Origin of the sequence: Agathobaculum butyriciproducens, assembly GCA_003096535.1 — a bacterium.
Lineage (GTDB): Bacteria > Bacillota > Clostridia > Oscillospirales > Butyricicoccaceae > Agathobaculum > Agathobaculum butyriciproducens.
Genome location: QEKJ01000024.1, coordinates 1 through 24,089, shown reverse-complemented (window position 1 = coordinate 24,089; position 24,089 = coordinate 1). Strand labels below are relative to the sequence as shown.

Genomic DNA, 24,089 nt, shown 5'->3' with positions numbered 1-24,089 from the left:
CCAGTCTAATCGACGAGCTAATTCGGCATTGGATAGATCGCAGTATGCGAGCGCCTGCTTTACGATTTGTTTTGTTGTCATAATATTACCCCCTTGCAATGAAGTATAAACCAAAAAGTATAAAATGTCAATATTTTAGTTTATAAATATCAACTAAAGGGTTGACATTATAAACCGAATGGTTTATAATATACTTGTAAGGCAAGGAGAGTAAAACCTCCGATCTGAAAGGAAGTGAGGTAGCATGGAGGAAATGACCTGTAAGGAAATCGCCAGACTGATCGAATGGCTGAAATCCAAGGGGCATACGCCCGACGAAATCATTGCTTGCATTGAGCATATCAGCAAGTAATGAAAATGGCTTGCGGTAACGCCGACCAAAGCCACACCGCAAGCCAAAAATCAAAAGGCCAGCCGGAAGCCTTACTCCGGCTGTACCTTGATTATAACCCGAGTAAGGCACTAAAATCAAGAGAGGAAGTCTGAAAATGAACCATAAGTATGAGCAGCGCACAATCTGTCCGAATGGCGAGATCAGAACTCGGACGATTGATGCAAACGAACTTGTCGATCTGCTGTTGCAGATGCACTTTTTGAAGCAGAGCGGCGAACAGCTTATGCTGGAAAGCAATGCGAATGATGAAAACGGCTGGGCGTGGAACCAGATCAAGGTAACTCGCGGTAAAACGGTTTCGTATTTCACTCGTATCGGCTAAAAGATAGTACTGTGCGAAAACGTTATCATATCGGAGTGCGACTGCTCTCAGTGCCCGACGCGCGAGCTGTGCGAGGCTCTATGCGCTTATGATAACCGCTAAGCAACATCCATTTTGGCGCAATTTCTCTTGACAACACGCCAAAATGGCGTTATAGAAGAGATACAGAACACCAACCAACAGCATAGAATCAAGGAGGAAAACCATGAAAATCATCAGTAATGAAACCGGCGAAACCATTGCCAACATCCTTACCAACCACAGCATGACCCTCGACGAAGCCCTCGACCTCGTAGGTGCAGAGCCCCTCGAAGCCGAAAACTCGTGTGACCCGGATTACATCCTTAACGGCGTTGAACTCTGGTACGACGATCTCGACCTCGTACCGGATAATTACGGCGAGGAAAGCGAGGACGAGTGAACGGTCCTGCCCAGCCCGGCAAAAGCTCCCGCAGTGATAGTTGGGACATCACCGGGCAACGCCACGGCAGTCTGACCGCGATCCGTCCCACAGACAAAAGGCATTTACAAAGCGCCACCTGTGGGACTGATGCAAGACAGATCGGGTATATCAGAGGGAGCCGCCGCTCCCTCTGATATAAACAGAAGCTACAAGGAGGATAGCAACCATGAAACTTCAGTTTTTCTCTTTAACCCCGTCAGTGCCCGGTGTGAATATGCTGCGGCTGAAAGATGGTGTATACAGCCGTGTTCCACTCTTGCCGGGTGCATCCGTTGAAGTGCGCCGCAAGGTGCTTTGCGAAGATGCAGGAACGCCGGTTTCGCAGGTGTGGGCGCGAGCACTGGATAAGGAATTGTATCCGATGCTGATTACCAGTCACCATATCGGCGTACTGGAATTTGCAATCCCGGCTGATGCTGACTTTTACACCGAAGCCGAAGTACAGGCCATCGACAAGCAGCGTGTATAACGAAAGAGAGGGACAATATGTTGACTGAGCAAAACACTCCATTGCCGCTGGTGCGGCAATGGAGCAACCTTATTCCGCATTGCTGGGAGAGTTTAGACGAATTGACAGCTAAAATTCGAGCAACCCAACCGTCCAATATGGCTGCGGAAGCGGAACTGTATGCAGCTATGAGCATTGTACAGGCACACGTTGCGAACGGTTCTCTGCCTGTGGAAATCGTACACGCATCATTTGAACTTTTCTGCTGTGCGCTTTGGCGGCACAGCAAGGTTGTGTACAGTTTTGATAATACGCTGGCCGCAGAACTTGTACAGCAGGCTGACGAGTGGGACGATAGTGATAATCTGCCGATTGATGTGCTGCTTCATCCGCCGTACCGCTGTGCTTTTATCTCCTGTCCCGGCGTTATTGACCCGGAGATTATCGGTTTCTTCCCGTTTATCGTGCGAGATATGGATAAAGGAACACCTGTCTTTTACGTTTGTGTGGTATACAAAACTTTCAGTACCTTGACTATGCCGCTACATCTTAATGGCATGACGGTTGGCGATTGCATCAATGCAACGACCAAAGCGGCAAACCGAGCAAAACATCCGGACGGCTATGAGGTAAATTTAGACCGTACCACTATTTTGCGATACCTGAATTTGTACTTATATATCTGCGCCGCTAATGCGGATATAGCATCGACACCGGCGCAGACATACCGCCCACGTTCGGCTACTGTACCGATCCGCGACAGGTTCCGCGAGGTGCAGTCATATGATACCGGTCTGGCAATCGGCTCGGCCTTGCGCCGAGCGCAGGCCGAGGAGAAAAACACCAAAGCACAGCAGCGCAGCACCAGTCATCGGCGCAGCGGTCATGTTCGCACGCATACCCGGCGCGGACATTGGCACCACTTTTGGACTGGCAGTAAGTCCAAGCCAGAAAGCCGCAAAGTTGTACTGCGATGGCTACATCCGATGTTGGTCGGTCGCAGTGACGAACCCGACATAACCACGGTTCACCCAGTCCAATAATCCACCTTTACCATTTTCTCAAAAATGGCTCTAAACGGTCAAAAAAGTTCAAAATCAATTTTTCAAAGGTCGAAGCAATTCGACCTTTTTTTATGCTCTCAAAGCGAATTTTGTTGAACACTGTGTTTGGTAAGTCTGAAATTTTGTAAACAAACTGTGAACAATCATCGAAAAAGTGTTACAAACCCCTGTTTTTTTAGGTATAAGTAGAGGCACTTTTTTAGAGCGGCATTTTTAGAGATTAGAATTCATAACTTTTCTGCCCTTTACAAGATCCTCTGCTGTACCTTGATAATCGAACAGCATGGGTGCGCTCCTGTGAAGCAAGCGCCGGAAGTTGAACTCCGTTAGGATAAAGGGAAGATAACAGCGAGCGCCAGCGGCTCAATACTGACGCATGAGAAAACAAAGAAAGGAGGGATTGTATATGGCAAGTACCAATGAACAGATCAAACGCATAGAAACTGATATTTTGAAGGTGCAGACCAAAATCAAAGCGTATCAGGAGAAGCTCTCGCAGCTTACCGAGAAGCGCAAACAGTTGCAGGAACGCGCTCTGCTTGAAAAGATCAGTGAGATTGCACCAACCTATGACGATGCGCAGACGCTGCTTGACCTGTTAGCAGCAGAGCGCCCGTCAGCAGATACTAAGGACGGAGGAAATGCGCATGACAACGAACGCGAACCGCCGCGTGACTGACGAGCAGATCGAACGCGCACGCAGCATTGACCTTGTGCAGTTCTTGCAGCAGTATGAGCCGCCCGGAGAGCTGAAACGCATTGGTCAGTCATGGACACTGAAATCTCATGACAGTATGCGTATCTCGGCTGATGGACGATGGAACTGGTTCTCACAGAACAAGGGCGGCGGCGATGCAATCGGCTTTCTTCAAGCCGTTCATGGCATGAGTTTTCAGGATGCAGTACGCACACTGGCCGGTGAAGATTTTAAGACGATCCCTGCCACGCAGGCAGAGCACAAAGCAAAGCCGCCTGAGCGCACAGCATTCGCCCTGCCGCCAAAGAATAACGGCAACCGTCGCGTGTTTGCATACTTGCATCGGTCGCGCGGCATTGCAGCGGAAATCGTCAACCACTGCATCAAGTATGACCTGCTGTATGAGGACGCACAGCACCACAATGCTGTGTTCGTTGGCAAGGACGAAAATAACAATGCGAGGTACGCTTTTCTGCGTGGGACGCTCACCGACTCGCACTTCCGCCAGGAAGCAACCGGCAGTGACAAAAGCTACGGATTTTTTCTGCGCGGCAGCGGAAAAACCTTGTTCGTTTGTGAAGCGGCAATCGACGCACTTTCGGTCGCAACACTGCGGAAGTTTGGAGGTCTGGATTGGAAGAAAGATAACTATCTTGCACTCGGCGGCGTGACGGCATCGGAGCGTAAGCTGCCGGTTGCGCTGGAACGAACGCTTAACAATTTTTCTTTTAAGCGGGTCGTTCTTTGTTTCGATAACGACGCAGCCGGACAGACCGCAGCGCGCAGAATTTTCACGATGCTGCGTCAGCAGTTCCCGGAAAATCTTGAAGTGCGAACCTGTGTTCCCGAAGTGAAAGATTTTAACGATCAGCTTTGTGTTAAACTGCAAAACGGAAAAAATTCACCCTCGCGCGGGACGCGCGAAAGCAATTTATCGCGCTAAAGGTTAAAGTCCCCGCAAGCATAGGATTTTGGATAGCCAAAATCCGGCTTGTTAAGGGGATACCCCCTAAAACCCCCAAGCGACCATATGTAAGGAAAAATCAAACATGAGAAAGCGAACCAATCAAATTATCGTTCGTTTGAGCGATCAGGAAATGCTGTTGTTAAGAAGAAAACTTAAAGCCAATGGCATGACTATGACCGGGTATTTTCGCGCTTTGATCGTGAGCGGAGAAATCAAAACTTTGCCGCCTGAGCTGATGCAAGATGTTCAACGTCAGGTGCGAGGTGTTGGTCGTAATATCAATCAGATGGCGAAACTCGCCCATATTTCTGGCAAAGTTTCAATGGGAACACTGTATCAGATTTCCGATGCACAAGAGAAATTGGAGCAGCAGGTTGAAAGGTTAGCACAGTGGCGGTTCTGAAAATTCATGTAGTTCGGGCGCGGTTGGATAAACGTATCAATTATGTGATGAACCCGGAAAAAACAGCGTGTAAAGGTTTTCACAGTTTCTTCGGAATTAAGGACACGCTGACTTCCGGTTTCACTTGCGCGTGCGATGAAGCCTATCAGCAGATGATGGAAACCAAGCAGCACGAAAAGAAAACAGATAAAGTTCTCGGCTATCACTACATTCAGTCGTTCAAGCCGGGTGAAGTCACGCCGGAGGAAGCACACCAAGTTGGGTGCGAATTTATCGAGCGATGCTTCGCAGAAGATTTTGAAGTTGTGATAGGCACTCACATAGATCATGCGCATATACACAACCACATAATCCTCAATTCAGTGTCGTTCGTGGACGGTCACAAGTTCCAATCCACACCGGCAAGTTTCTACAAGCTGCGCGCTATTTCAGACGAGATTTGCCGAGCGCATCACCTGTCGGTTATCGACGATCCTAAGACCCGCAAGGCCAAGCACTATGCGGAATGGAAAGCCGAACAGGAGTACCGCCCAACAATCCGAAATGAGATCCGGCGTGATATTGATGTCGTACTGAAGCAGTCACATTCGCTCAATAATTTTTGGGAACTGCTTAGGCTGCGCGGCTACGAAATCAAGTTCAATGAAAAGCGCAAGTACGCTGCCATTCGCCCGCCGAACGGTAAGCGTTTTATTCGCATGAAATCGCTCGGTGAGGAATACACACCGCGCGAACTTGTGAAGCGGCTGGAAGCCGCCGACAAAAGCGAAGTTGCGGCAAACCGGAGAGCCTTTCAGCAAAAATATCAGCAGAGAAAACACCGAAAGAAATATTACGCGCTGCCATGGACAATCATTCCGCATCGGCGGCTTACGCTGCGCGGCATTCGTGCCTTGTACTGGCGCTATGTTTATATGCTTAGTAAGGTGCGCGCGCGCAAAGCACCGCGCGCAGTCCGCGGCGTAATGCTCGATGAGTTAAAGAAACTGGAGCGATATTCGCAGCAGTATTATTTCTTGCGTGATAATCGACTGAACACGAAAGCAGATGTGAACCTGTACGAACAAGCGCTATCGAATGAAATTTATGTTTTGACAGACAGGAGAAAACATCTGTATGCAGAATGTCGAAAGCCGGATGCTGATAAGCAGACGCTCAAAGCGCAGACCAAAGGATTGACCGAAGAACTGCGTGTGCTGCGAAAAAAGCAGCGCACCTGTAAGACGGTTTTAGAAAACGCGCCCGCCATGGAGGAACGGCTGGAGGCAGCAAACACTGAGTGGCAGCGTATTGAAAGAAATGAAGATGAACATAGTAAGGAAGTGAAACCAAATGTCGGTAGAAGCAGAAGCGGCGGAACGAGTGCTGCGCATGGAGATCATGCTGACCGAAGCCGCAGTCAAACTCGCGGCAACCGGAGCAGTAAACCTCGCGATGCTGCTGATCGCGGCTGTGAGAAATGAAGTCAACATGGGTGGAAGAACCAATGTGGCAAAAATGCTGGAGCAAGGCAAACAGATCACAGCATTTCCTATTAACACAGACAGTTTGACGAAGTTTGCCGAACTGGCAAAGAAGCACAAATTAGCCTGCGGCTATATCCCTGACCCGCAGAATCCAGCGACTACAAATGTTGTCATCAAGACCGAAGATGCAGAGCTTGCAAATAAGATTCGCAAGGACGCAGGTATCGAGATTTTGCCGGGTATCGACGAAAAAAAACAGAGCGCCGATCTGTCCGGCAGCGTATCAGAAAAATCCGAGAATACAATGCAGAGCAGGTCGGCATCAACAACAACTACGACGATGACGAAGAACAGTCCGACGATCAATCCTATTCAAACTATGAATAATGGTATCACGCAGGATCAGGCAAATATGATGCTGACGCAGCTTACCGCTCTGAGAGGTGTGCTGGCAAACGGCGGCAATGTTCATGAGTGCCAGGCAGCCATCATTGCGGTCACAGATGAATTGAAGCGTCTGCTGACGCTGCCAGAACAGATGCAGGAAACGGACAAAGCGGAGCAGTCCAAGTCGGAGGATAGATCCGAGGAAAGAAAGGCTGCGGCCCCGAAGCCGAGCGGCAAAGGAAAGGTATCTATCCGGCAGCGCGTTGCGGATATTAAAGCGCGTGCCACACATACGCCGCAGCACACCAAGGATAAACAGTATCAGCCGAAACATTCTATCAACGATCTGACAAAATAACGAGGAGTGAGAAAGTGAAGGTCAAAAAATTTTGCGCGACCGCCACCCTACTGGCAGCGGCGTGCGCGATGCAGGTCGGAGCGCTGGCGGCAGAAGTACCGGCAGCGACCGGAACTGCAACCCAGAGCACCGTAGGGACGGCGGTTACATCAGCTACTCAGACAGCCAGCACCGATGCGGCCACCGGTGAGCTGCTGCCCAGCGATGTGCAGACAAGCTCGGACGGCTTGCAGCTGAAGAAGATCTACGATGTGGACAAGACCACTTCGCCGGATAAAATCCCGCAAGCGGATTTTGAGCGCGGCGGCTTCAAGTACACCTTTGAGGATCTTCTGAAAATCGAACTGCCGGAGATGGAACGCAAAGTCCATTCGGAAACAGTAACGGTAAGCTCCAGCAGCAGCAACACCAATGATGTGCTGTCGTTGCTGCCGAAAAGCAAATCCGTCAGCACAACAGACGGTTATACCGGCACAGCTTATCTCGATATTTCCAGTATATCAACCAAGGTTGCAGGTACGGAGAGCGTATCAAACGATTTGAGCGCTACTCGCGAATACCCCGGTATGACCGAAATGGATATGGAGAGCATCCCAAAGAGCATTACGGAAAACGGACATACCCTGCGCTTTGCCGATGTTGAGTGGAAAGAAACAAACGATGAAGCGGATAACTTCGGAACAGTTCAGACCACTTACACCGCTGTTGTAAGCTATACCGGCACCGCGACTTCCAGCCGCACGACCGGCTACACAGTTACAGCTACCTATGCCGGTGAGGTATCTCGCCGGAACAACGAGGGCGTGCGCTACATTGCGGTTTACAGCGGCACACCGATTGAAGAAATTCCGGCAATCCCGGAGGAAGAACAGGGAAACGAGGAAGATCCGCCGGACTTAACCGGTCTGATCGACCCGGAGCAGGAGCAGCAGAACAGCCGGAATGATGAACACAAAACGCCGCTTATCAGTTGGGTGCTGTGTGCCATCTTTGGTATCTTGATGCTCTTGTTTGCGTTCCGACCTCCGATGTGCCGCCGTATGATGCAGCAGATGCAGCAGAGCGCGCAGGCTGTCCGCGAAAAAATCAACAATGAAACGGAGAGGATAAAAAGTGAAAGACAAGCAGAGGAAGAAAAGGAGCGCGAGCGCCAGCAGATTTTCGGGCCGCTTGAAAAAGTCAAAGCCGCGATCCGAAACCGCAGGAAACGCAAGGGCGGTAAGCACAGTATCCCCGCACTCGCAGCTCCGGCAGAAGAACAGCAGTTCGGCAACACCGATGAAATCGCTGCTGAAAGCGCCGATGCAGTGGACGAAACCGAGGATTACGCCGGTCTGGAAGATGTGGAACCGGAATTCCCTGAGCAGGACGCTCCTGTCCAGCGCGATGGCGCTGACGATGATGGTGAGTACCCCGGCATTCGCTTCTAACCTGACCTACAATTTTTCGGGTTCATCGGCTGGTAACTTTGGCAAGTCCACCTCGATTGACCCGGTAACGACGATTGGTGCGGATAGTGTCAACCGCGATATTTCCAAGAACAGCGCATTTATCCCACCGGAATTTGGTTCGCCGCAGGCTGATATTCTTGGCACGGGTGAGCTGCTTACGCCGGATATTTCGGGTGTTGAGCCGATGTTTCCTCACTCCACGCAGGCGAATTTCGGTCAGACTGTAACATCAAACGGTGCAATGTCTGGCGGCGGCGAGATCATCATGCCGCCGGATGCGGAGAATACGACCGTATCCAGTGCACCGATCTATGAGATCAGCACCGGTACGGGAGCTGTATCGGAAACCGACTCTCTCGGCGGCTATACAGGCGGCGGCGCAGATGCAGCCTACGGCTCCGGTTATACTTCTACCTCCGGTATGAAGTATTCGGACGGCAGTATCGGTAAGCTGTCTATTCCGTCCATCGGTGTAAACAAAAAGGTATACGACGGCGAAACCATTGCCAATATGCGGCTCGGTGCGGCACACTTTGAGGGTACAAGCGGCTGGGACGGCAATGTCGCAATGTGCGGTCACAATCGCGGCAGCTACGGCTACTTCGGCAATATCCACACGCTGAAAAACGGTGATACGATCTCCTATACCACCATTTTCGGAACGCGCACCTACAAGGTATACAGCGTTCGCAAGATTGCTAAGACCGATACAAGCGTGCTTGACCCATCCGATGCGAACATCATCACACTGATTACCTGCGTGCGTGATGTGCCCAGCCAGCGCTGGTGCGTACAGGCGATGGCAATTTAAGCGACTATCTAACAAAGTAACCTCGGCAGCGAGAAAGTCCGTTTTATGGTACACACTCTGTGCTACCATAAAAACATGAAAAACCTCGTCAATAATGCTTGACAAATAATGGAAATTATGATATGATATACTTGAAGAAATAGAGCATATCGCAAAACAAAGGAGGCGGCTTATATGAGGTATGTACGATGGAGAGCACCGGAGGTTGAAGCAGTAGATACTATAATGCTCGGTGGATTTGGACTTCTGCTCCTGATTCCGCATTTGATCCTGCTGCTCATCAAAACACGCTTTATCATTCCGATGGCGTATGCGGCAATCGTAGTGTTTCGATTCCCTGAGTGGAGCGAAGCGCACAAAACGCTGGCTGACACGATCTTTTTCATTCTGGTTGGACTGGTGATTGTGTCGTGGATTGTAACGCTGGTTCGCGCTATCAAGCGCCGCCTTGACAACTGATAACCATTAAAGAGGAGGTTCTGACCATGACCAAGAGGATTTTCGCAACTGCCATTGCTGCGGCGGTAATCGCAACATCGCTGCCGACCGCAGGTGCAGCAAACGCATTAACCATTGTGCCGACCCGAACTAAGGGACAGGCTGTTTATGTTGGCTCTACCCGTGTGTACCCGACCGGCTACAACATCAACGACAACAACTATTTCAAGCTGCGCGATGTTGGCAAGCTGGCAGGCTTTGGCGTAGACTGGAACGAGGACACGCGCACTGTCGAGATCAGCACTACGCGCACTGCACCGGAGCTGACTGGCATCACAGATACCGCCGTAATCGGCGCGACCGCCAAGCCGACCGACCAGCGTATCACTGTGGACGGCAAGGAAGTCAGCATGACAGCCTACAAAATCAAGGGCAACAACTATGTCAAGCTGCGCGACATTGGCAAGACCATCAATTTCGGTGTATCCTTTAACATGGCTACCAAGGCGGTCAGCATCGACCCGAACGGTACTTATGTTGAGGAAGTCAAGCAGACACCCTCCACGCCTACGGCTGCTGCCATTACCAAGTGGAACAGCACCATGGACGAGTTTAACGAGGAAATGATCCAGAACCACAGCGACAAGGACAAGCTGCTTGCTATCGCTGCGAAGTACGGCCCGACCATTACCGGCAAGGTTAACGCCACCACCGCTGATGTGATCTCCGCGCTGGAGAGCATGACCGGCGCGCCGGTTGATGCGATCTCGTTCGACGATAAGCCGGTCAGCCTGTATTGGGCAAAGCAGCTCCGTAAGGCTAATGGCGAAAACATTGTTGAGGTTGACCCGGACTTTGTACCGGTAACAGATGCCATGCTTCGCCAGTGGGAAAACGAAATGATTGATAGCATCAATGCTGAACGAGCCAAAGCGGGATTGTCTGCATTAGCTAAAGATGATAATGTGATGAAACGCGCTCAAGCGTGGGCACAGCATCTTACCATTGAGTTTAGACACTCTACATGGTCGGAGGTTGAAGAATTTGCTAACAGCATTGGCGTAGATGCAAACAGTATTTCGGGCGGTGAAAACATCGTTGGCGGATGTTTTGTTGAGGATGATCCAGTAAAAACCGATATGGAGAAGTTTATGGCTTCCGCGGGTCACCGAGCCACTATTCTTGACAAGGACTTTACAAGAGTCGGTGTAGGATTTGCTGTGGCAGCTGATGGACGTAATATTTTCTGTACACAAAACTTCGCGTAACATAATTTAATATGTGCTTTAAAGCGATTAGGTTTAATTCCCCTAATCGCTTTTTTATTTGCAAAAGGAGATGAAAAAATGAGAAAAAACTTCTTTAAGCGTACATTGGCGGGCGTTTTGTCTGCTGTGACGCTTGTCAGCAGCATGGCGGTCAGTGTACCTACCGCATTCGCTGCGGAAGAAGATAACAAGGCATCGGCTATCGAGATCAAAGTAGGCGAAAACTACAATGTAGCCGACAAGGGCGTGAGCAAGGCGTGGTTTCAGCAGAATGGCGCACCGCGTAATGTCTGGCCGATGTTCACCAAAGCATCGGACGGTACGGAAATCCGCGCATACTGCGCAGATCACGCCAAGGGCAATCCCGGTACAGGCGGCAAGCCGTACACCGTAACCGGGCAGGTCAAGGATATGCGTGTGTACGGCGTTGTTGTCAAGTCGGACAGCCGTAACACTCTGAACACCTTTATCAGCGGTTCCAAGGTGCTCAACGCCGGTAACTTTACCGCAGATATGTATTTTTCTGCTTCGCAGGCTGCTATCTGGTGTGCGTTGGGTGATGCACAGATCGCGGCTAACAGCAAGTTCGGTATCACCTATCCCAGTTCCACCTCGCTCGGCTACCGTTCGTCCGGCAAGACGCTGAGTGCATCCACTACTTCGGAAGCACTTACTCTTTACGCCGCCATTGAGATGTTGAAATACGGCAATGAGTTTGACGGCGTTTGGGGCAGCAGCGGTAAGGGTCATGCTCCATGGGTCGGCAACACGATCAATTATACGCCGGGCAGTGCAACCTACAATGCCGCCAATGCAAAGACCGGCTCGGTCGATCTGCCGAACGGTATTGTGAAGTCCGGTGTATTTGCCGAAAAGTCGATTGATGGTACAGATTATCTCGTGCTGCCGATGGCTGCGGCATCTGCAACTTTCGTTCGCAGCAATCGTATCTTTGTGCGTGCATCCAATCTTCCGTCCGGCGCGTTTATCATGGACGAGGACGGCAACAAGAACGGCAGCGATGGCCTGCTGACATTGAGCAAGGTTCACAGCGACAAGACCTTGTATAAGAACGGCAATGATATGGCTTTCGGTCAGGTGTTTTACTTCTGTATCCCCAAATCTACTGCCGAACAGATGGACACAGCAGGCACTAAGCTGTCTACTTCTTTCTTAACCAGCATGAATGTTGACCGCTACAATGTCTATGTCGCATCGACGAACAGCTCCGGTATTCAGCCTGTCATTTTGGTCGAACCGGCTGTTAAGCTGTCCAGTAATAAGTTGTCATTCAGTTCGACCACTGTCCCAAAAGATAAAGTAAAGCTGAAAGTCATGAAAACTGATAAGGACGGCGCTCCGTTGGATGGCTGTACTTTTCAGATTACCTATACTGATGCAGGTAAAGCACAGAATAAGACGGCAACAACAGATAGTAACGGTGAAGCAATCTTTACAGAATTACCAACTAACACAACCGTAACCGTCAAGGAAACCGCAGCACCGGAGGGTTACACCCTGCTCCCGTCCAAGACGGTCAACACCGGTACTAAGGGCGGTCAGACGGTCGAGCTGAAGCTCGCCAACAGCGACGATCACACCTTTAAGGTTCACAAGATTTCGTCCGCAGACGGTCGCAACCTGATGGGCGCTACCTTTGAGGTGCGCGGCATCGACAACAACTTCAAACACACCTACACCACTGACGCGCTGGGCGAGTTTGAAATTCAAGGCCGCGACCTGCCGACCGGCTCTTTCGAGGTGTACGAGATCGCCGCGCCGGAGGGTTACGCTACCGATGGTTCGGACATTCAGACCTTTGCATGGGACAACAGCAAGGACATCGAGCTGTCCTTTAAGGACGCTCCGCGACCGGGCATTAAGATCTACAAGTACGACAAGGATACCAAGATGCCGCTGGAGGGCGCGACCTTTGAAATCCGCCGCGACGGTCAGGTGCTTGCAACCGTAAAAACCGATGTAAACGGCAATGCCGGACTGTACGATCTGCCCAAGGGATTTTATCAGGTAGTCGAAACCGAACCGCCGCAGGGTTATCTCCGCGACGAGCAGGTACACGAAGTATACATTGACCCGACCGCAGACCCGACGCAGCTCATCCGCGAGGTCAATGTTGCAAATACAAAAAAATTATCCATCCGTATTGTGAAAATCGACAAGGAAACCAAGGTTCCGCTATCCGGTTGGAAGTTTGATGTGTATTACAACGATGCTCACCTTACGACCGTAACTACCAACCAGAACGGCGAAGCGATGGTTGAAAACCTCCAGCCGGGTACTTACCGCGTTAAGGAAACCGGCGGCGATACCGAGCATTACAACATGGATGCCGGTGAGCAGACGGTTGAGTTGGTAAAGGATCAGGCCGAAATCCCGACCCTTACCTTTGCTAATACCATCAAGAAGCATTTCGGTATTCTGAAAATCGACAGCGAAACTCACAAGCCGATCGAGGGCGTAACCTTTGCCATCTACAAGGACGGCAAGCTGCTCGGCAACTACACCACCGGCGCAGATGGTCGTATCTGGCTGCCGTATGCAGAGCCAGGCACTTATCAGGCGCAGGAGGTCATTACCGACCCGAAGTATGTGCTGAATGAAAAGGTGTTCACCATCGAAAACAATTCCGAGTACCCGACTTTCTTCACTATTCCCAATGTGATGAAGAAGGACATTACCGTCACCAAGATCGACAAGGATACCGGCAAGCCGTTGCAGGGCGTTGTTTTCCAAGGCTTTAAGGACGGCAAGAGCATCGGCTATTTTACGACCGGTGCGGACGGCAAGTTCACCATTCCGTATGCTGACAGCGGCACTTATACCTTTAAGGAGTATCACACTCTTGCCGGCTATGTGCTGAATAAGGAACCGATCACCATCGAGCATACGACGGACGGAAATGTTGATCTCGTAGTGGACAACACCGTACAGAAGAAGTTCGAGGTCATCAAGGTGGACAGCCAGACCAAGCAGTCACTGGCGGGCGTGCAGTTCAAAATCTGGCGCGATGCAACTCTGCTCGGTGACTACACCACCGATGAAAACGGTAAAATCACCATCGAAAAGGCTCCGGCAGGCACTTACAAGGTGCAGGAAGTTGCGACGCTGAAAGAATATATCCTCAACGACAAACCGCTGGAGATCGAACACACGACCGATAAGGATACTTCGATTACGGTTGAGAACACCAAGAAGCCGGGACTGTCCATCACCAAGATCGACGCCGAAACCAAGAAGCCGTTGTCCGGTGCAGTCTTTAAGCTGACACGCGCCAATGGCGATGTAGTCAAGGAAGATATTCGTACCGGCGAGGACGGTACAGCCTTCGTCGAGGGACTGGATGCCGCAGATTATATCGTAACGGAGGTAACGGCCCCCGGCGGCTACATCATCGACAAGACCCCGCACCCGGTATCGCTGGAGAAGGGCAAAACTTACACGCTTACCCTCGAAAATGAGAAGAAACCCGGTCTGCTCATTAAAAAGGTTGATGCACAGACCAGCAAGCCGCTGGCGGGTGCATCGTTCAAGATCACGCGCGGCGATGGCAGCGTTGTCCGTGAGAATGTTGTAAGCGATGTGGACGGTGTTGTTCATATCCCCGAACTGGATACTGGCGTATATATCATCACCGAAGTTAAGGCCCCGTCCGGTTATGTGATCGACGAAACGCCGAAAACGGTACAGCTCCGCAAGGGTCAGACCTATGAAGTCACCTTTAAGGATACCAAGCAGTCGCAGCTTGTTATCAAAAAGGTGGACGAAGATACCCGTCAGCCGCTGAAAAACGCGAAATTCAAAATCACGAAGTCGAACGGCGAACTCGTCAAGGAAACCGAAACGGACGAAAACGGTACGATTACGCTTACCGGCCTGCCGGATTGCTCGCTGGTAGTAACCGAAATTAAGGCCCCGGACGGCTACATTTTGCAGGATACGCCCAAGACGATTGAGGTCAAGGCAGGCGGCAGCTATGAGCTGACTTTTACCAACAAGAAGCAGTCCGGCCTTACCATCAAGAAAATCGACGAGGAAACCCGTCAGCCACTGAAAAACGCAAAGTTTAAGATTACCAAGTCCAATGGCGAACTGGTTAAGGAAGCAGAAACCGATGTAAACGGCACGATTACGCTGAACGGCCTGCCGGATTGCACTCTGGTCGTAACCGAGATTGCAGCGCCGACCGGCTATATCTTGCAGGACACCCCCAAGACCATTGAGGTCAAGGCCGGTCAGTCCTATGAGCTGACCTTTACCAACAAAAAGGCGTATGGTTTGCAGATTCGCAAGGTGGTTAAGGGTACCGGCGAAGCACTCGCAGGCGCGAAATTCAAGGTCGAGAAGGTGTCCGGTGAGCGCATCGGTGAGTATACCTCCAATTCTGCCGGTCTGGTCAACATTTCCGGTCTGGAGGACGGCATCTATGTTGTAACCGAGATCAAGGCTCCCGATGGCTACCGTATCGACACAAATCCGAAGAATGTTATTGTAAAGGCTGGTGAACTGGCCACTGTGGAATTTGAAAATGCCAAGATGTCCAGCGTCCGCATCAAGAAGATTGACAGCGTGACGAAAGACCCCATTCCGGGCGTGCGTTTCCTGATCAAAGACAAGAATAAGAACATCGTTGGCGAGTATACCACCGACAGCGATGGCTATATCGAGCTGGAAAACGATCTGGAAGAGGGCAAATATTACGCAGAAGAAATTCAGGCCGCACCGGGATATATCCGCGACACACAGGAGCGCACCTTCCGCGTAAAGCGTGGCGAAACCACCGAAATCGTCTGGGAGAATACCGCACAGTATGGTCAGATTCAGATTACGAAGAAGTCCAAAGACTACAACAGTATCAATGGTCTGCCTGCAGGTACGCTCCTGCAGGGCGCAACCTTTGAGATCTACGACAAGGCACAGAATGTTGTAGACACTGTGGTTTCCAACGAGCGCGGCCTTGCAATCTCCAAGCTGCTGCCGCTGGGTCGTTATACCATCAAAGAAACCAAGGCACCGAACTATTACGGTGTATCCGGTGAAACCTTTGAAGCGGAAATCGAGTTTGCAAGCCAGATCGTCCGTCTGGAGGTTCTGGACGAGAGCGTTTACACCAATGTTGTAATCGGCAAGTCCGGTCCGAAGCAGGTAACGCCGGGTATGCAGATGCGGTGGACGATCAGCCGCGTGGCCAATAATTCCTCTATTCGTCTGACGAGCTTCTACTGGCGCGACAATCTGCCGTATCAGGCGGTACAGCTGGATAAGATCGTAACCGGCACCTATAACACCCGTATCCCCTATAAGGTGGTTTATAAGACCAACTTCAATCAGACACCGCGCACGCTGGCAGATAATCTCGACCCATCTGTAAATCGCGTCCTGCAAGCAACGCCGACCGCGCTCGGTCTGAAATCCGGTGAAGCGGTAACGCAGATTATGTTTATTTTCGGTACGGTACCGTCCGGCTTCCGTATGGTGGATAATGCCTATATTTACGGTACGGTTCGCAAGTCGGCTTCCGGCAGTTCGTTTGTTAATAAGGTAGATGTCGGCGGTCTGAATGACAGCCAGCAGTGGATCATGTCGAATGACGCATGGACTACCACCATCTACCGCGCACCGACTTATAAAAAGCCGACCCTGCCGACTACCGGCTGGTAAGGAAAAGAGAGGAGAAAGACTATGAAAATCAGACGATTGATCTGTGCGGCGCTTGCCGCGTCGCTTGCCCTGTGTCCCGCCGCTTTTGCGGCGGACACGCCGAAAACGGATCGTATCATCACCACACAGAACGGCACCGGTTACTCGGTGTCCTCTGTGGGGCGGCATATCATCCCGGTGTCGGACAGCAGCCAGAGCTTTGATTTCTCGCCGCTGGACGGCTACGATCTGTCTACGCTTATCATCTCGGACGGTAAGTATACTGACCGCGCCAATGTCGTACATCTTGACGGCGATCTGAAGCTCAACGGTGTTACTTATCCTGTCCATTATCAGTCCAAGACGGATGCAGTCGGCGAAAGCGTGATCCGCGCGACCGTCGATATTCCGGCAGCATCGGACGATGTTACGCTGTCTGCCGAAGCGGTAAGCACCGCATTTGCAGTTACAGCTACCTCGCAGACCGGCGCGACCGTATCCGCTGCCACGACTACGCTCAATAAGGGCGATGCATACAGCATGACGGCAACGCCTGACCGTCTGTATGCCATCACGAGCGCCGACTTGACGATTGGAGGCAGCAAGTCCACTGTCCAGCTCTCCAAAGGCTGTGATGTGACCTCTAACGGTTTCCGTTTTCGTGTGGATGCAGCCGGTGTGCTGACGGTTTACTCCGGCGGCGTTACCTCTGCGACCACAATTGCACTGAAAACCGCAGAACGCCAGCCGGACAGCGACGAGGTGCTTGTCACTGTTCGCACCGGGCGCGGCATCAGCAGCGAAATTTCGCGCGATATTATCAAGAAGGGCAGCAATTATACCGTTTCTTTCTCGGCAAAGCGCGGCTATACGATTGATGCACTGACCCTTGAAGCAGACGGCAAGACAGCGTACAGCACGCCGAACACCAATACGGTATTTGTTGGCCCGAACGCCTATCGCGTTTCCGGCAACAGCGACGGCTGCACTGTTTATCTGACCGATCTCCAGAGCAATATCACCGTCAGCGCCGAGAGCAGCTACGACACCGACCACCTCACCGTTGACACCTCGGCAGGCTCCGGCGTCCGTATCCGCAAGGACTGCGGCAGCACCGTAGACAACGGCACAGACATTGAGTTTGAAATCTATGTCACCGATGATGACCGCTATGCGCTGGACGAGGTAACGCTCCGGCTGGATGATAGCAGCCGTACCGTAGATGCAGATGCGACCTCTATCCGCGTTGCGGGCAAGACCTGCAAGATGGAAACCGACAGCGATGGTGTGCTGCACCTGTATGTCAACGATGTTGATAAGCCGGTTTATGTGTCGGCTACGGCAAAGCGTATCGACACCAGCCACAGTATTACCATCAAGTCGGCGTCGCACCTCACAATCAGCAAGGATATTTCCGGCTCGACTGTACGCGACGGCAAGGATGTTGCTTTTACGGTTAAGCCGTCCTCTGGCTATGCGGTTGATGATATTACACTCAAGGTCGGCACGAAATCGAATACCGTATCGGCAGGTGCGTCTTATATCCGCGTAAACGGCGTGGATTACGACATGACGCGCAATTCCAACGGCAATGTGACAGTTTATGTGGACAACATCAAGAATAATGTCACGATTTCCGCGACCGCTGTGAAATCGAGTTCTGCGGTCACGCCGACTACCGGTAATGGTGCAAACGGCAAGATTTACATTGACCGTTCGGTTAAAACGCCGTTCTTTGTTGGTTATAACTCGCAGTTCCATCCGAAGCAGAACCTCACGCGCGCCGAAGCAGTACAGCTCCTTGCACGCATGACCAATGCAAGTGGCAGCAAGTATACCAACAGCAGCGGCTTCTCCGATGTGCAGGTAAACAGCTACTACTCTAATGCACTGTCTGCGTTCGTATACGGCGGCATTGTAGACAGCAGCACTTATTTTAATCCCAATGCGGCAATCACGCGCGCAGACTTTGTGGAGATGATCTACCGTCTGGATACCACTTCGGACTATAACGGTTCCAATCGCTTTACCGATGTGTATTCCACCGCGCCGAACGCAGCTGCGATTGCGTACTGCTCGGATCGCGGCTGGGTCAAGGGTGATCCGGGCGGCACATTCCGTCCGTATGACTATATCACGCGCGCTGAAGCTGCGGCGGTAGTCAACCGCACGATGGGACGCACGCTCTCGTCCACCGACATCAGCGGTATTCGCTATACCGATGTGCCGATGAACTTCTGGGCGTATAACGATATTCTGATTGCGTCCGGCACGCAGAGGTAATACCTATGCGACCGGACAAAAGAGGTTCGGCAGCGAGCACCACCACTCTGGTGGTGTTCGCTCTGCCGGTTATCTGGCTCGGATTGATCGGCGGCAGCTGCGCTGCGCCGGGACGAACGCTGATCGACTGGATAAACGCTTTCGGAACAGCAATAGAACAGCCCTGGCATTTTTCCTTTAACCAGTACAGCTTGAAAGCTGTACTGATCGCACTTGCTGCTTATGCGCTGTGCATCATGCTCTACCGGGACAGCCAGCGCAAGCGCCGACCGGGCGAAGAATACGGCTCTGCCGAATGGGGCAACGCCAAGCAGATAGACAGCAAGTACCGGTATCACGATAAATTTACGGTTGAAGTGAAACAAATGCTTCACCGCATAGCGAGTTTCTTCGCTTTATGTGCAGAATTTATCACCGGAAAGCTAACAGCAGAAGAACGCCAGCGCCGCAAAGAACGGAAAGCACTTGCGGTTCATGTAGACCAGAACATACCGCTGACCATGCACACACGCATTGGCCTTGATGTATTCCGGCACCAGCGCAACCTCAATATGATGGTTATCGGCGGTTCCGGTACAGGTAAGAGCCGTTCGGTGTCGAAACCGGAGATCTTGCAGGCAAACTGCTCGTATATTATCTGTGACCCGAAGGGTGAGTTGTTGCGTGACTGTGCAGAGTTCCTGCTCCACGAGGGTTACGACATCAAGGTGTTTAATCTCAAAGAAGGCGAACGCCGCTGCGGTAATATGTACAATCCGTTCCGCTATCTGCGTTCCGAGGTAGACTGTGTGCAGCTTGTAACGCTGCTGTTTCGTGCGACCACGCCGAAAGGCTCGCACAGCAGCGACCCATTTTGGGAGCGCGCCGAGGAAACGCTCGTAACGGCTCTGGTGCTGTTTATCTATCTGGAGTGTGATCCGGAAGATCAGAATTTCGCAACGGTGATGTTCCTGCTCCGCAACGCGCAGGCCAGTGAGGAGGACGAGGGTAAACAAAATCCAGTAGATACTCTATTTGCTGAAATTGCCCAAGATCATCCAGAACACATTGCCAATCAGTATTGGGAAGCCTACAAACTCGCCGCAGGCAAAACCGCAAAATCCATTTTGATTATGGCAAGCTCGCGTCTGAAGCACTTCATGCTGGACGAGATTGCGGATATGACCATGGAAGATGAAATGGATTTAGCATCGCTCGGTGAGAAGAAACGCGCTATTTTCGTCTGCACGCCGGTCAACGACACCAGTTTCAATTACCTTGTTTCCATGATGTATATGCAGGCTTTTCAGCAGCTTTACGACCGCGCAGAACGGGAATACGGCGGCAGACTGCCGCGTCATGTACGCTTTATCATGGACGAGTTTTACAATACACCGCCACCGGATCGTTTCGACAATGTGTTGTCTACCTGCCGCTCCTACAATCTGTCCTGTGCAGTTATTCTGCAGGACATCGGACAGCTCAAGACTATGTTCGAAAAGGAATGGGAATCGCTGATGGCGCAGTGTGACGAGTTTCTGTATCTCGGCGGCAATGATACCGCGACCCACAAATATGTGTCCGAACGGCTGGGCAAGGAAACGATCTTCTCCAAAACGACCTCGCAGACCAGAGGTACGCATGGTTCGTCCAGCCAGAATGACCAGAAGGTTGGTACAGAGCTTATGACACCTGATGCCATAAGCCGCATGGAAAATCAGTATTCGATTTTGTTCATGCGCGGCGAACGCCCGGTGTTCGATGAGAAATATGTGCTGCAAAAGCACCCGAATGTACAATGGCTTGCCGGTGACGGCAAGGCAAAAGCGTATTCACCACCGGAACATATTCCGTTCCACAAATACCATGTTGAGATTCCCGCCGATGAAATCGACGAGAAATACAAGCCAGAGGAAATCGGAGGTGTTCTCTTTGAATACTTCGTTATTCCTCCACAATCCCCCCAAAAAGGAGAATAAATTATGAAAAACAAGTTTACTCAGAAAGCTGCTGCACTGCTGTGCAGCAAAAAAGCACTCAATCGCGCCCGCATTGCGCACCGACTGCTGTCCATGACGGCAATCATCGCCTGCCTTGCTGTTGTACCGGCATTTGCAGATAATGAAGCGCTGAATGCGGTAAACAAGCTCAGTGACACGATCTTTGCACTGATTAAGGCTGTTGGTCTGATCTGCGCGGGTTGGGGTGTGCTTCAGCTCGGTATGTCGGTGCAGTCGCACGATGCTTCGCAGCGCACGCAGGGCGTTCTCTGCATTCTCGGTGGTCTGCTGATTTACTTTGTAAAGGCAATCCTGACCAGCATTGGTGCAGCCTGATCCCTGAAGGAGTTGATTTCCTATGTGGGTAGTAGATATTATTGAAAACTGTATCACCTTATGGAACTCCACACTGTCCTCTATTTGGAGTATGCTCACGCAGTCCCCGGAAACCTTTCACAACGGCGCGGTCTGGGATGCAATCACCAAAATCTTTACCGCATTACAGGGAGCAGGCTACGGCCTGCTCGTCCTGTTCTTTGCCATGAGTTTCTTTAAGCATACGGTTTCGTTTCGTGAATTTCGTCACCCGGAGCAGATCATTGGTTATCTGATTCGTTTTGTCGCTGCAAAGGTGCTGATTTCACAGGGTATGGAAGTGATAAAGCTGATATTTAAGATCAGCGGCAGCTTTATCGGAGATATTGCAGCGCAGATGGGCGGTCTGACCGAGATTGCCGCCACTTTGCCGGAAAATATACGAAATGCGATAGAAGATGCTTCAATTATCCCACAGATATTCATTTATCTGGTGTCGCTGATTTTGTCAGCAGTCGTTATTGTGCTGTCTATCAGTCTGCTGATGACGGTTTACGGACGCTTTTTCCGTATTTATATGTATGTTGCGCTGGCACCGCTGCCCATGTCCACTTTCGCCGGTGAACTTACCAGCCGACATGGCCGGACTTATATGCAAGGCTTAATCGGCGCGTGCATGGAAGCAATCGTAATCGTTATTGCCTGCATCATATTTAATGCCTTTACATCGGTGGATGGTTCGGATTTTCCAATCAATTTTGGTGACAGCGGCGTTGGACTGGTGCTGACTTATATGCTCAAGGTTATTATTCAGATGGTGATTCTGGGCAGTATGGTCAAGGCAGCAGATAAAACCGTTAAAGAAATGTTTGCGCTGTAACAAGGAGTGTGAAGCGTTATGGAGTCAAATGTAAATCGAGAGATACGCAATTATCACGAGGGCGTAGTCATGGGTCTGAGCGTGCGGCAGACGGTTTGCGGTCTGCTTGCCGCAGGTCTGGCCGCAGCCGCGAACTTCGGCTTACAGCCGTTTCTTGGAACAGAACTTGCGAGTGTCGTATGTATTCTGGCGGCGGCAATTCCGGCAGCAATCGGCTTTGTGTCCTTTCATGGTCTGCCCTTTGAAAAATTCGCTCTTTCATGGCTGCGCACGATGTTTATGCACAACGGCTGGTATGTATACCGTTCTGCTAACTTCTATGCACAGTTTACGCCGGAAGAGCAATCTAAAAAAGGCAGGAGCCGCAAGAAAATAAAGCAGAAAATCAGTGAACACAGTAGCGAGGTAGAACAGAATGAGCAAAACCAAACCGATTAAAGAGAAAAAAGAAAAGCAGGAGAAAACCACAAAGCCGGTACGCCTGCCGCGCAGCGTGCAGCAGCTTATCCCTGTTAAGCGCGTATTTCCGGATTCAATCTGGCAGGTCGGAAACAACGAGTTCAGTCAGACATGGTCGTTTTCCGATATTAACTATGCCGTAGCCAGTCTGGACGATCAGCGCACCATTCTGGACAGCTGGGGGCGTGTGCTGAACGGTCTTGCGGCAGACAGCCGTATGAAAGTCACTCTGGTAAACAGTATATTCGACAAGGAAGCCAACGCAGGAACGCTGTTCCTGCGCAAGCAGCATGACGGTATGGACAAATACCGCGCAGAACTGAATCAGGTGATTATGTCCAAGGCGCAGGGCAGTAACGGCATCGTTCAGCAGAAATTTATGACCCTCACTGCCAAGCGTAAGAATATTACCGATGCCCGGCAGTTTTTCGGTCGTGCCGGAAAAAGCCTGAGCATCGGTATGCAGCGTCTTGCGTCCTCTATCCGCTTACAGGACAACAGCAGTCGTTTCCGTATTCTGCACGACTTCTTCCGTCCCGATCACCGCATGACGAAAGCTGATCTGGACGAAATGATGATGCGCGGTCAGAACATCGCAGATGTTTTCTGTCCGTTAGCGCTGCGGTATTATAAGGACTACATTCAGACCGACCAAGGCTTTATGCGCGTGCTTTTCGTCGAGGAATTTGCATCACGCCTGTCCGATGAGCTGATCCACGACCTCATGGGACTGCCGCGCCAGATGATGCTGTCTATGGACATCGAGCCGATAAACACGCAGGAAGCACACAAGCTGCTCAACGGTCTTGCGCTGCGCGTCGAATCCGACATTGGCCGCTGGCAGCAGCGACAGAACAAAAACAATAATTTCTCGGCGGAAATCCCGTATGAGTTCCAGCAGATGCGTAAGGTCGTTGCCGATTACATGGACGATATTACCGAGCATGACCAGCGCTTGATGCTGACTACCATCACTATCGTCCACTCTGCAAAAACGCTGGAGCAGCTTAACGCGGATACAGAAAGCCTGCAAGAGATTGCAAGCGGTTTCGGCTGCAATCTCACGAAATTGTCCTACCAGCAGGACATTGGTCTGGATACCGTTCTCCCGTATGGTTTGCGCAGCGTACAGCAGCAGCGCACGCTTATTACTGACAATGTTTCCATCCTTACGCCGTTTTCTGCGCAGGAAATCCAGCAGATGGGTGGCATCTGTTACGGAAACAACGCCGTTTCCGGCAACCTCATTGTTGCCAACCGCGCAAATCTGCTGAACGGTAACTGTATCCGGCTGGGCGTATCCGGTGCAGGCAAGTCTTTCTCTGTTAAGCAGGAAATCGCTTATGTGCTGCTCTCTACGCACGATGATGTACTCGTGCTCGACCCGGAGGGAGAGTTTACGCCGATGGTCGGCGCGTTCGGCGGCAGTATGATCGACATTTCCGGTTCGTCTGCGGTACGCATCAACGCGCTGGACATGGAGAAAGGCTATGCTGATGACGGCAAAGACCCTCTGCCGGACAAGTCCGAGTTCGTCCTGTCGCTGTTTGAGCAGATCATGCAGGACGATCTCAAAGC

At 51.2% G+C, this 24,089-nt stretch carries 20 protein-coding genes; all 20 read left to right on the top strand.

Translation table 11 applies throughout. The features are described from left to right. Positions 1-488 precede the first annotated feature (488 nt). Positions 489-716, top strand: a complete 228-nt coding sequence (locus C7386_RS12280; protein ID WP_116705647.1) for a hypothetical protein — start codon at positions 489-491, stop codon at positions 714-716. Between the two features lie 205 nt (positions 717-921). Continuing rightward, entirely contained in the window at positions 922-1,137 is a 216-nt protein-coding gene (locus C7386_RS12275; RefSeq protein WP_116705646.1) for a hypothetical protein, read from the top strand. Positions 1,138-1,345: 208 nt separating this feature from the next. Continuing rightward, positions 1,346-1,648, top strand: a complete 303-nt coding sequence (locus tag C7386_RS12270) for a hypothetical protein (RefSeq protein WP_116705645.1) — start codon at positions 1,346-1,348, stop codon at positions 1,646-1,648. Between the two features lie 17 nt (positions 1,649-1,665). Next, the gene (locus tag C7386_RS12265; protein WP_116705644.1) at positions 1,666-2,670 is read left to right on the top strand and encodes an AcrVA2 family anti-CRISPR protein; all 1,005 of its coding nucleotides are present in this window, start codon (positions 1,666-1,668) and stop codon (positions 2,668-2,670) included. A gap of 427 nt (positions 2,671-3,097) precedes the next feature. Next, positions 3,098-3,370, top strand: coding sequence for a hypothetical protein (locus C7386_RS12260; protein ID WP_116705643.1), 273 nt, complete (start codon positions 3,098-3,100; stop codon positions 3,368-3,370). Beyond that, a complete protein-coding gene (locus C7386_RS12255; protein WP_161274676.1) occupies positions 3,339-4,331 on the top strand; it encodes a DUF3991 and toprim domain-containing protein in 993 nt (330 codons plus the stop codon). The genes C7386_RS12260 and C7386_RS12255 overlap by 32 nt, the downstream gene beginning before the upstream one ends. A 106-nt stretch (positions 4,332-4,437) precedes the next feature. After that, positions 4,438-4,758: a plasmid mobilization protein gene (locus C7386_RS12250; RefSeq protein WP_116705641.1), complete on the top strand. Its 321-nt coding sequence runs from the start codon at positions 4,438-4,440 to the stop codon at positions 4,756-4,758. Then, complete coding sequence (locus C7386_RS12245; protein ID WP_116705640.1) at positions 4,746-6,221, top strand: relaxase/mobilization nuclease domain-containing protein; 1,476 nt, start codon at positions 4,746-4,748, stop codon at positions 6,219-6,221. The genes C7386_RS12250 and C7386_RS12245 overlap by 13 nt, the downstream gene beginning before the upstream one ends. After that, positions 6,130-6,969 carry a DUF3801 domain-containing protein gene (locus tag C7386_RS13850; RefSeq protein WP_318261307.1) on the top strand — a complete coding sequence of 280 codons (840 nt, stop codon included), beginning with the start codon at positions 6,130-6,132 and terminating at the stop codon, positions 6,967-6,969. Before C7386_RS12245 ends, C7386_RS13850 begins: the two co-directional genes overlap by 92 nt. 14 nt (positions 6,970-6,983) lie before the next feature. Continuing rightward, entirely contained in the window at positions 6,984-8,399 is a 1,416-nt protein-coding gene (locus C7386_RS12235; RefSeq protein ID WP_116705638.1) for a hypothetical protein, read from the top strand. Continuing rightward, a complete protein-coding gene (locus C7386_RS12230; RefSeq protein WP_318261306.1) occupies positions 8,368-9,231 on the top strand; it encodes a class D sortase in 864 nt (287 codons plus the stop codon). Before C7386_RS12235 ends, C7386_RS12230 begins: the two co-directional genes overlap by 32 nt. Before the next feature lie 174 nt (positions 9,232-9,405). Then, positions 9,406-9,690 (top strand): hypothetical protein, encoded by a 285-nt coding sequence (locus tag C7386_RS12225; protein ID WP_116705636.1) that lies wholly within the window; start codon positions 9,406-9,408, stop codon positions 9,688-9,690. Positions 9,691-9,716: 26 nt separating this feature from the next. After that, positions 9,717-10,937: a CAP domain-containing protein gene (locus C7386_RS12220; protein ID WP_116705635.1), complete on the top strand. Its 1,221-nt coding sequence runs from the start codon at positions 9,717-9,719 to the stop codon at positions 10,935-10,937. Positions 10,938-11,015: 78 nt separating this feature from the next. After that, positions 11,016-16,616: an MSCRAMM family protein gene (locus C7386_RS12215; protein ID WP_116705634.1), complete on the top strand. Its 5,601-nt coding sequence runs from the start codon at positions 11,016-11,018 to the stop codon at positions 16,614-16,616. Between the two features lie 21 nt (positions 16,617-16,637). Continuing rightward, a complete protein-coding gene (locus C7386_RS12210) occupies positions 16,638-18,878 on the top strand; it encodes an S-layer homology domain-containing protein (protein WP_116705633.1) in 2,241 nt (746 codons plus the stop codon). A gap of 5 nt (positions 18,879-18,883) precedes the next feature. Continuing rightward, entirely contained in the window at positions 18,884-20,836 is a 1,953-nt protein-coding gene (locus C7386_RS12205; protein WP_116705632.1) for a VirD4-like conjugal transfer protein, CD1115 family, read from the top strand. Positions 20,837-20,839: 3 nt separating this feature from the next. After that, positions 20,840-21,193 (top strand): glutamyl-tRNA amidotransferase, encoded by a 354-nt coding sequence (locus tag C7386_RS12200; protein WP_318261305.1) that lies wholly within the window; start codon positions 20,840-20,842, stop codon positions 21,191-21,193. Positions 21,194-21,215: 22 nt separating this feature from the next. Further along, positions 21,216-22,052 carry a VirB6/TrbL-like conjugal transfer protein, CD1112 family gene (locus tag C7386_RS12195; RefSeq protein ID WP_116705631.1) on the top strand — a complete coding sequence of 279 codons (837 nt, stop codon included), beginning with the start codon at positions 21,216-21,218 and terminating at the stop codon, positions 22,050-22,052. An 18-nt stretch (positions 22,053-22,070) separates the two neighbouring features. Continuing rightward, positions 22,071-22,490, top strand: coding sequence for a PrgI family protein (locus C7386_RS12190; protein WP_116705630.1), 420 nt, complete (start codon positions 22,071-22,073; stop codon positions 22,488-22,490). Further along, the coding region (locus tag C7386_RS12185) for a VirB4-like conjugal transfer ATPase, CD1110 family (RefSeq protein ID WP_116705629.1) at positions 22,468-24,089 on the top strand (1,622 nt) is incomplete at its 3' end. The genes C7386_RS12190 and C7386_RS12185, both read left to right, overlap by 23 nt.

Excerpts from the sequence above, each read along its gene's own strand:
- C7386_RS12280 (WP_116705647.1), top strand. The coding sequence starts at position 489 with ATGAACCATAAGTATGAGCAGCGCACAATCTGTCCGAATGGCGAGATC.
- C7386_RS12275 (WP_116705646.1), top strand. The coding sequence starts at position 922 with ATGAAAATCATCAGTAATGAAACCGGCGAAACCATTGCCAACATCCTT.
- C7386_RS12270 (WP_116705645.1), top strand. The coding sequence starts at position 1,346 with ATGAAACTTCAGTTTTTCTCTTTAACCCCGTCAGTGCCCGGTGTGAAT.
- C7386_RS12265 (WP_116705644.1), top strand. The coding sequence starts at position 1,666 with ATGTTGACTGAGCAAAACACTCCATTGCCGCTGGTGCGGCAATGGAGC.
- C7386_RS12260 (WP_116705643.1), top strand. The coding sequence starts at position 3,098 with ATGGCAAGTACCAATGAACAGATCAAACGCATAGAAACTGATATTTTG.
- C7386_RS12255 (WP_161274676.1), top strand. The coding sequence starts at position 3,339 with ATGACAACGAACGCGAACCGCCGCGTGACTGACGAGCAGATCGAACGC.
- C7386_RS12250 (WP_116705641.1), top strand. The coding sequence starts at position 4,438 with ATGAGAAAGCGAACCAATCAAATTATCGTTCGTTTGAGCGATCAGGAA.
- C7386_RS13850 (WP_318261307.1), top strand. The coding sequence starts at position 6,130 with ATGGAGATCATGCTGACCGAAGCCGCAGTCAAACTCGCGGCAACCGGA.
- C7386_RS12230 (WP_318261306.1), top strand. The coding sequence starts at position 8,368 with ATGATGGTGAGTACCCCGGCATTCGCTTCTAACCTGACCTACAATTTT.
- C7386_RS12225 (WP_116705636.1), top strand. The coding sequence starts at position 9,406 with ATGAGGTATGTACGATGGAGAGCACCGGAGGTTGAAGCAGTAGATACT.
- C7386_RS12220 (WP_116705635.1), top strand. The coding sequence starts at position 9,717 with ATGACCAAGAGGATTTTCGCAACTGCCATTGCTGCGGCGGTAATCGCA.
- C7386_RS12215 (WP_116705634.1), top strand. The coding sequence starts at position 11,016 with ATGAGAAAAAACTTCTTTAAGCGTACATTGGCGGGCGTTTTGTCTGCT.
- C7386_RS12210 (WP_116705633.1), top strand. The coding sequence starts at position 16,638 with ATGAAAATCAGACGATTGATCTGTGCGGCGCTTGCCGCGTCGCTTGCC.
- C7386_RS12205 (WP_116705632.1), top strand. The coding sequence starts at position 18,884 with ATGCGACCGGACAAAAGAGGTTCGGCAGCGAGCACCACCACTCTGGTG.
- C7386_RS12200 (WP_318261305.1), top strand. The coding sequence starts at position 20,840 with ATGAAAAACAAGTTTACTCAGAAAGCTGCTGCACTGCTGTGCAGCAAA.
- C7386_RS12195 (WP_116705631.1), top strand. The coding sequence starts at position 21,216 with ATGTGGGTAGTAGATATTATTGAAAACTGTATCACCTTATGGAACTCC.
- C7386_RS12190 (WP_116705630.1), top strand. The coding sequence starts at position 22,071 with ATGGAGTCAAATGTAAATCGAGAGATACGCAATTATCACGAGGGCGTA.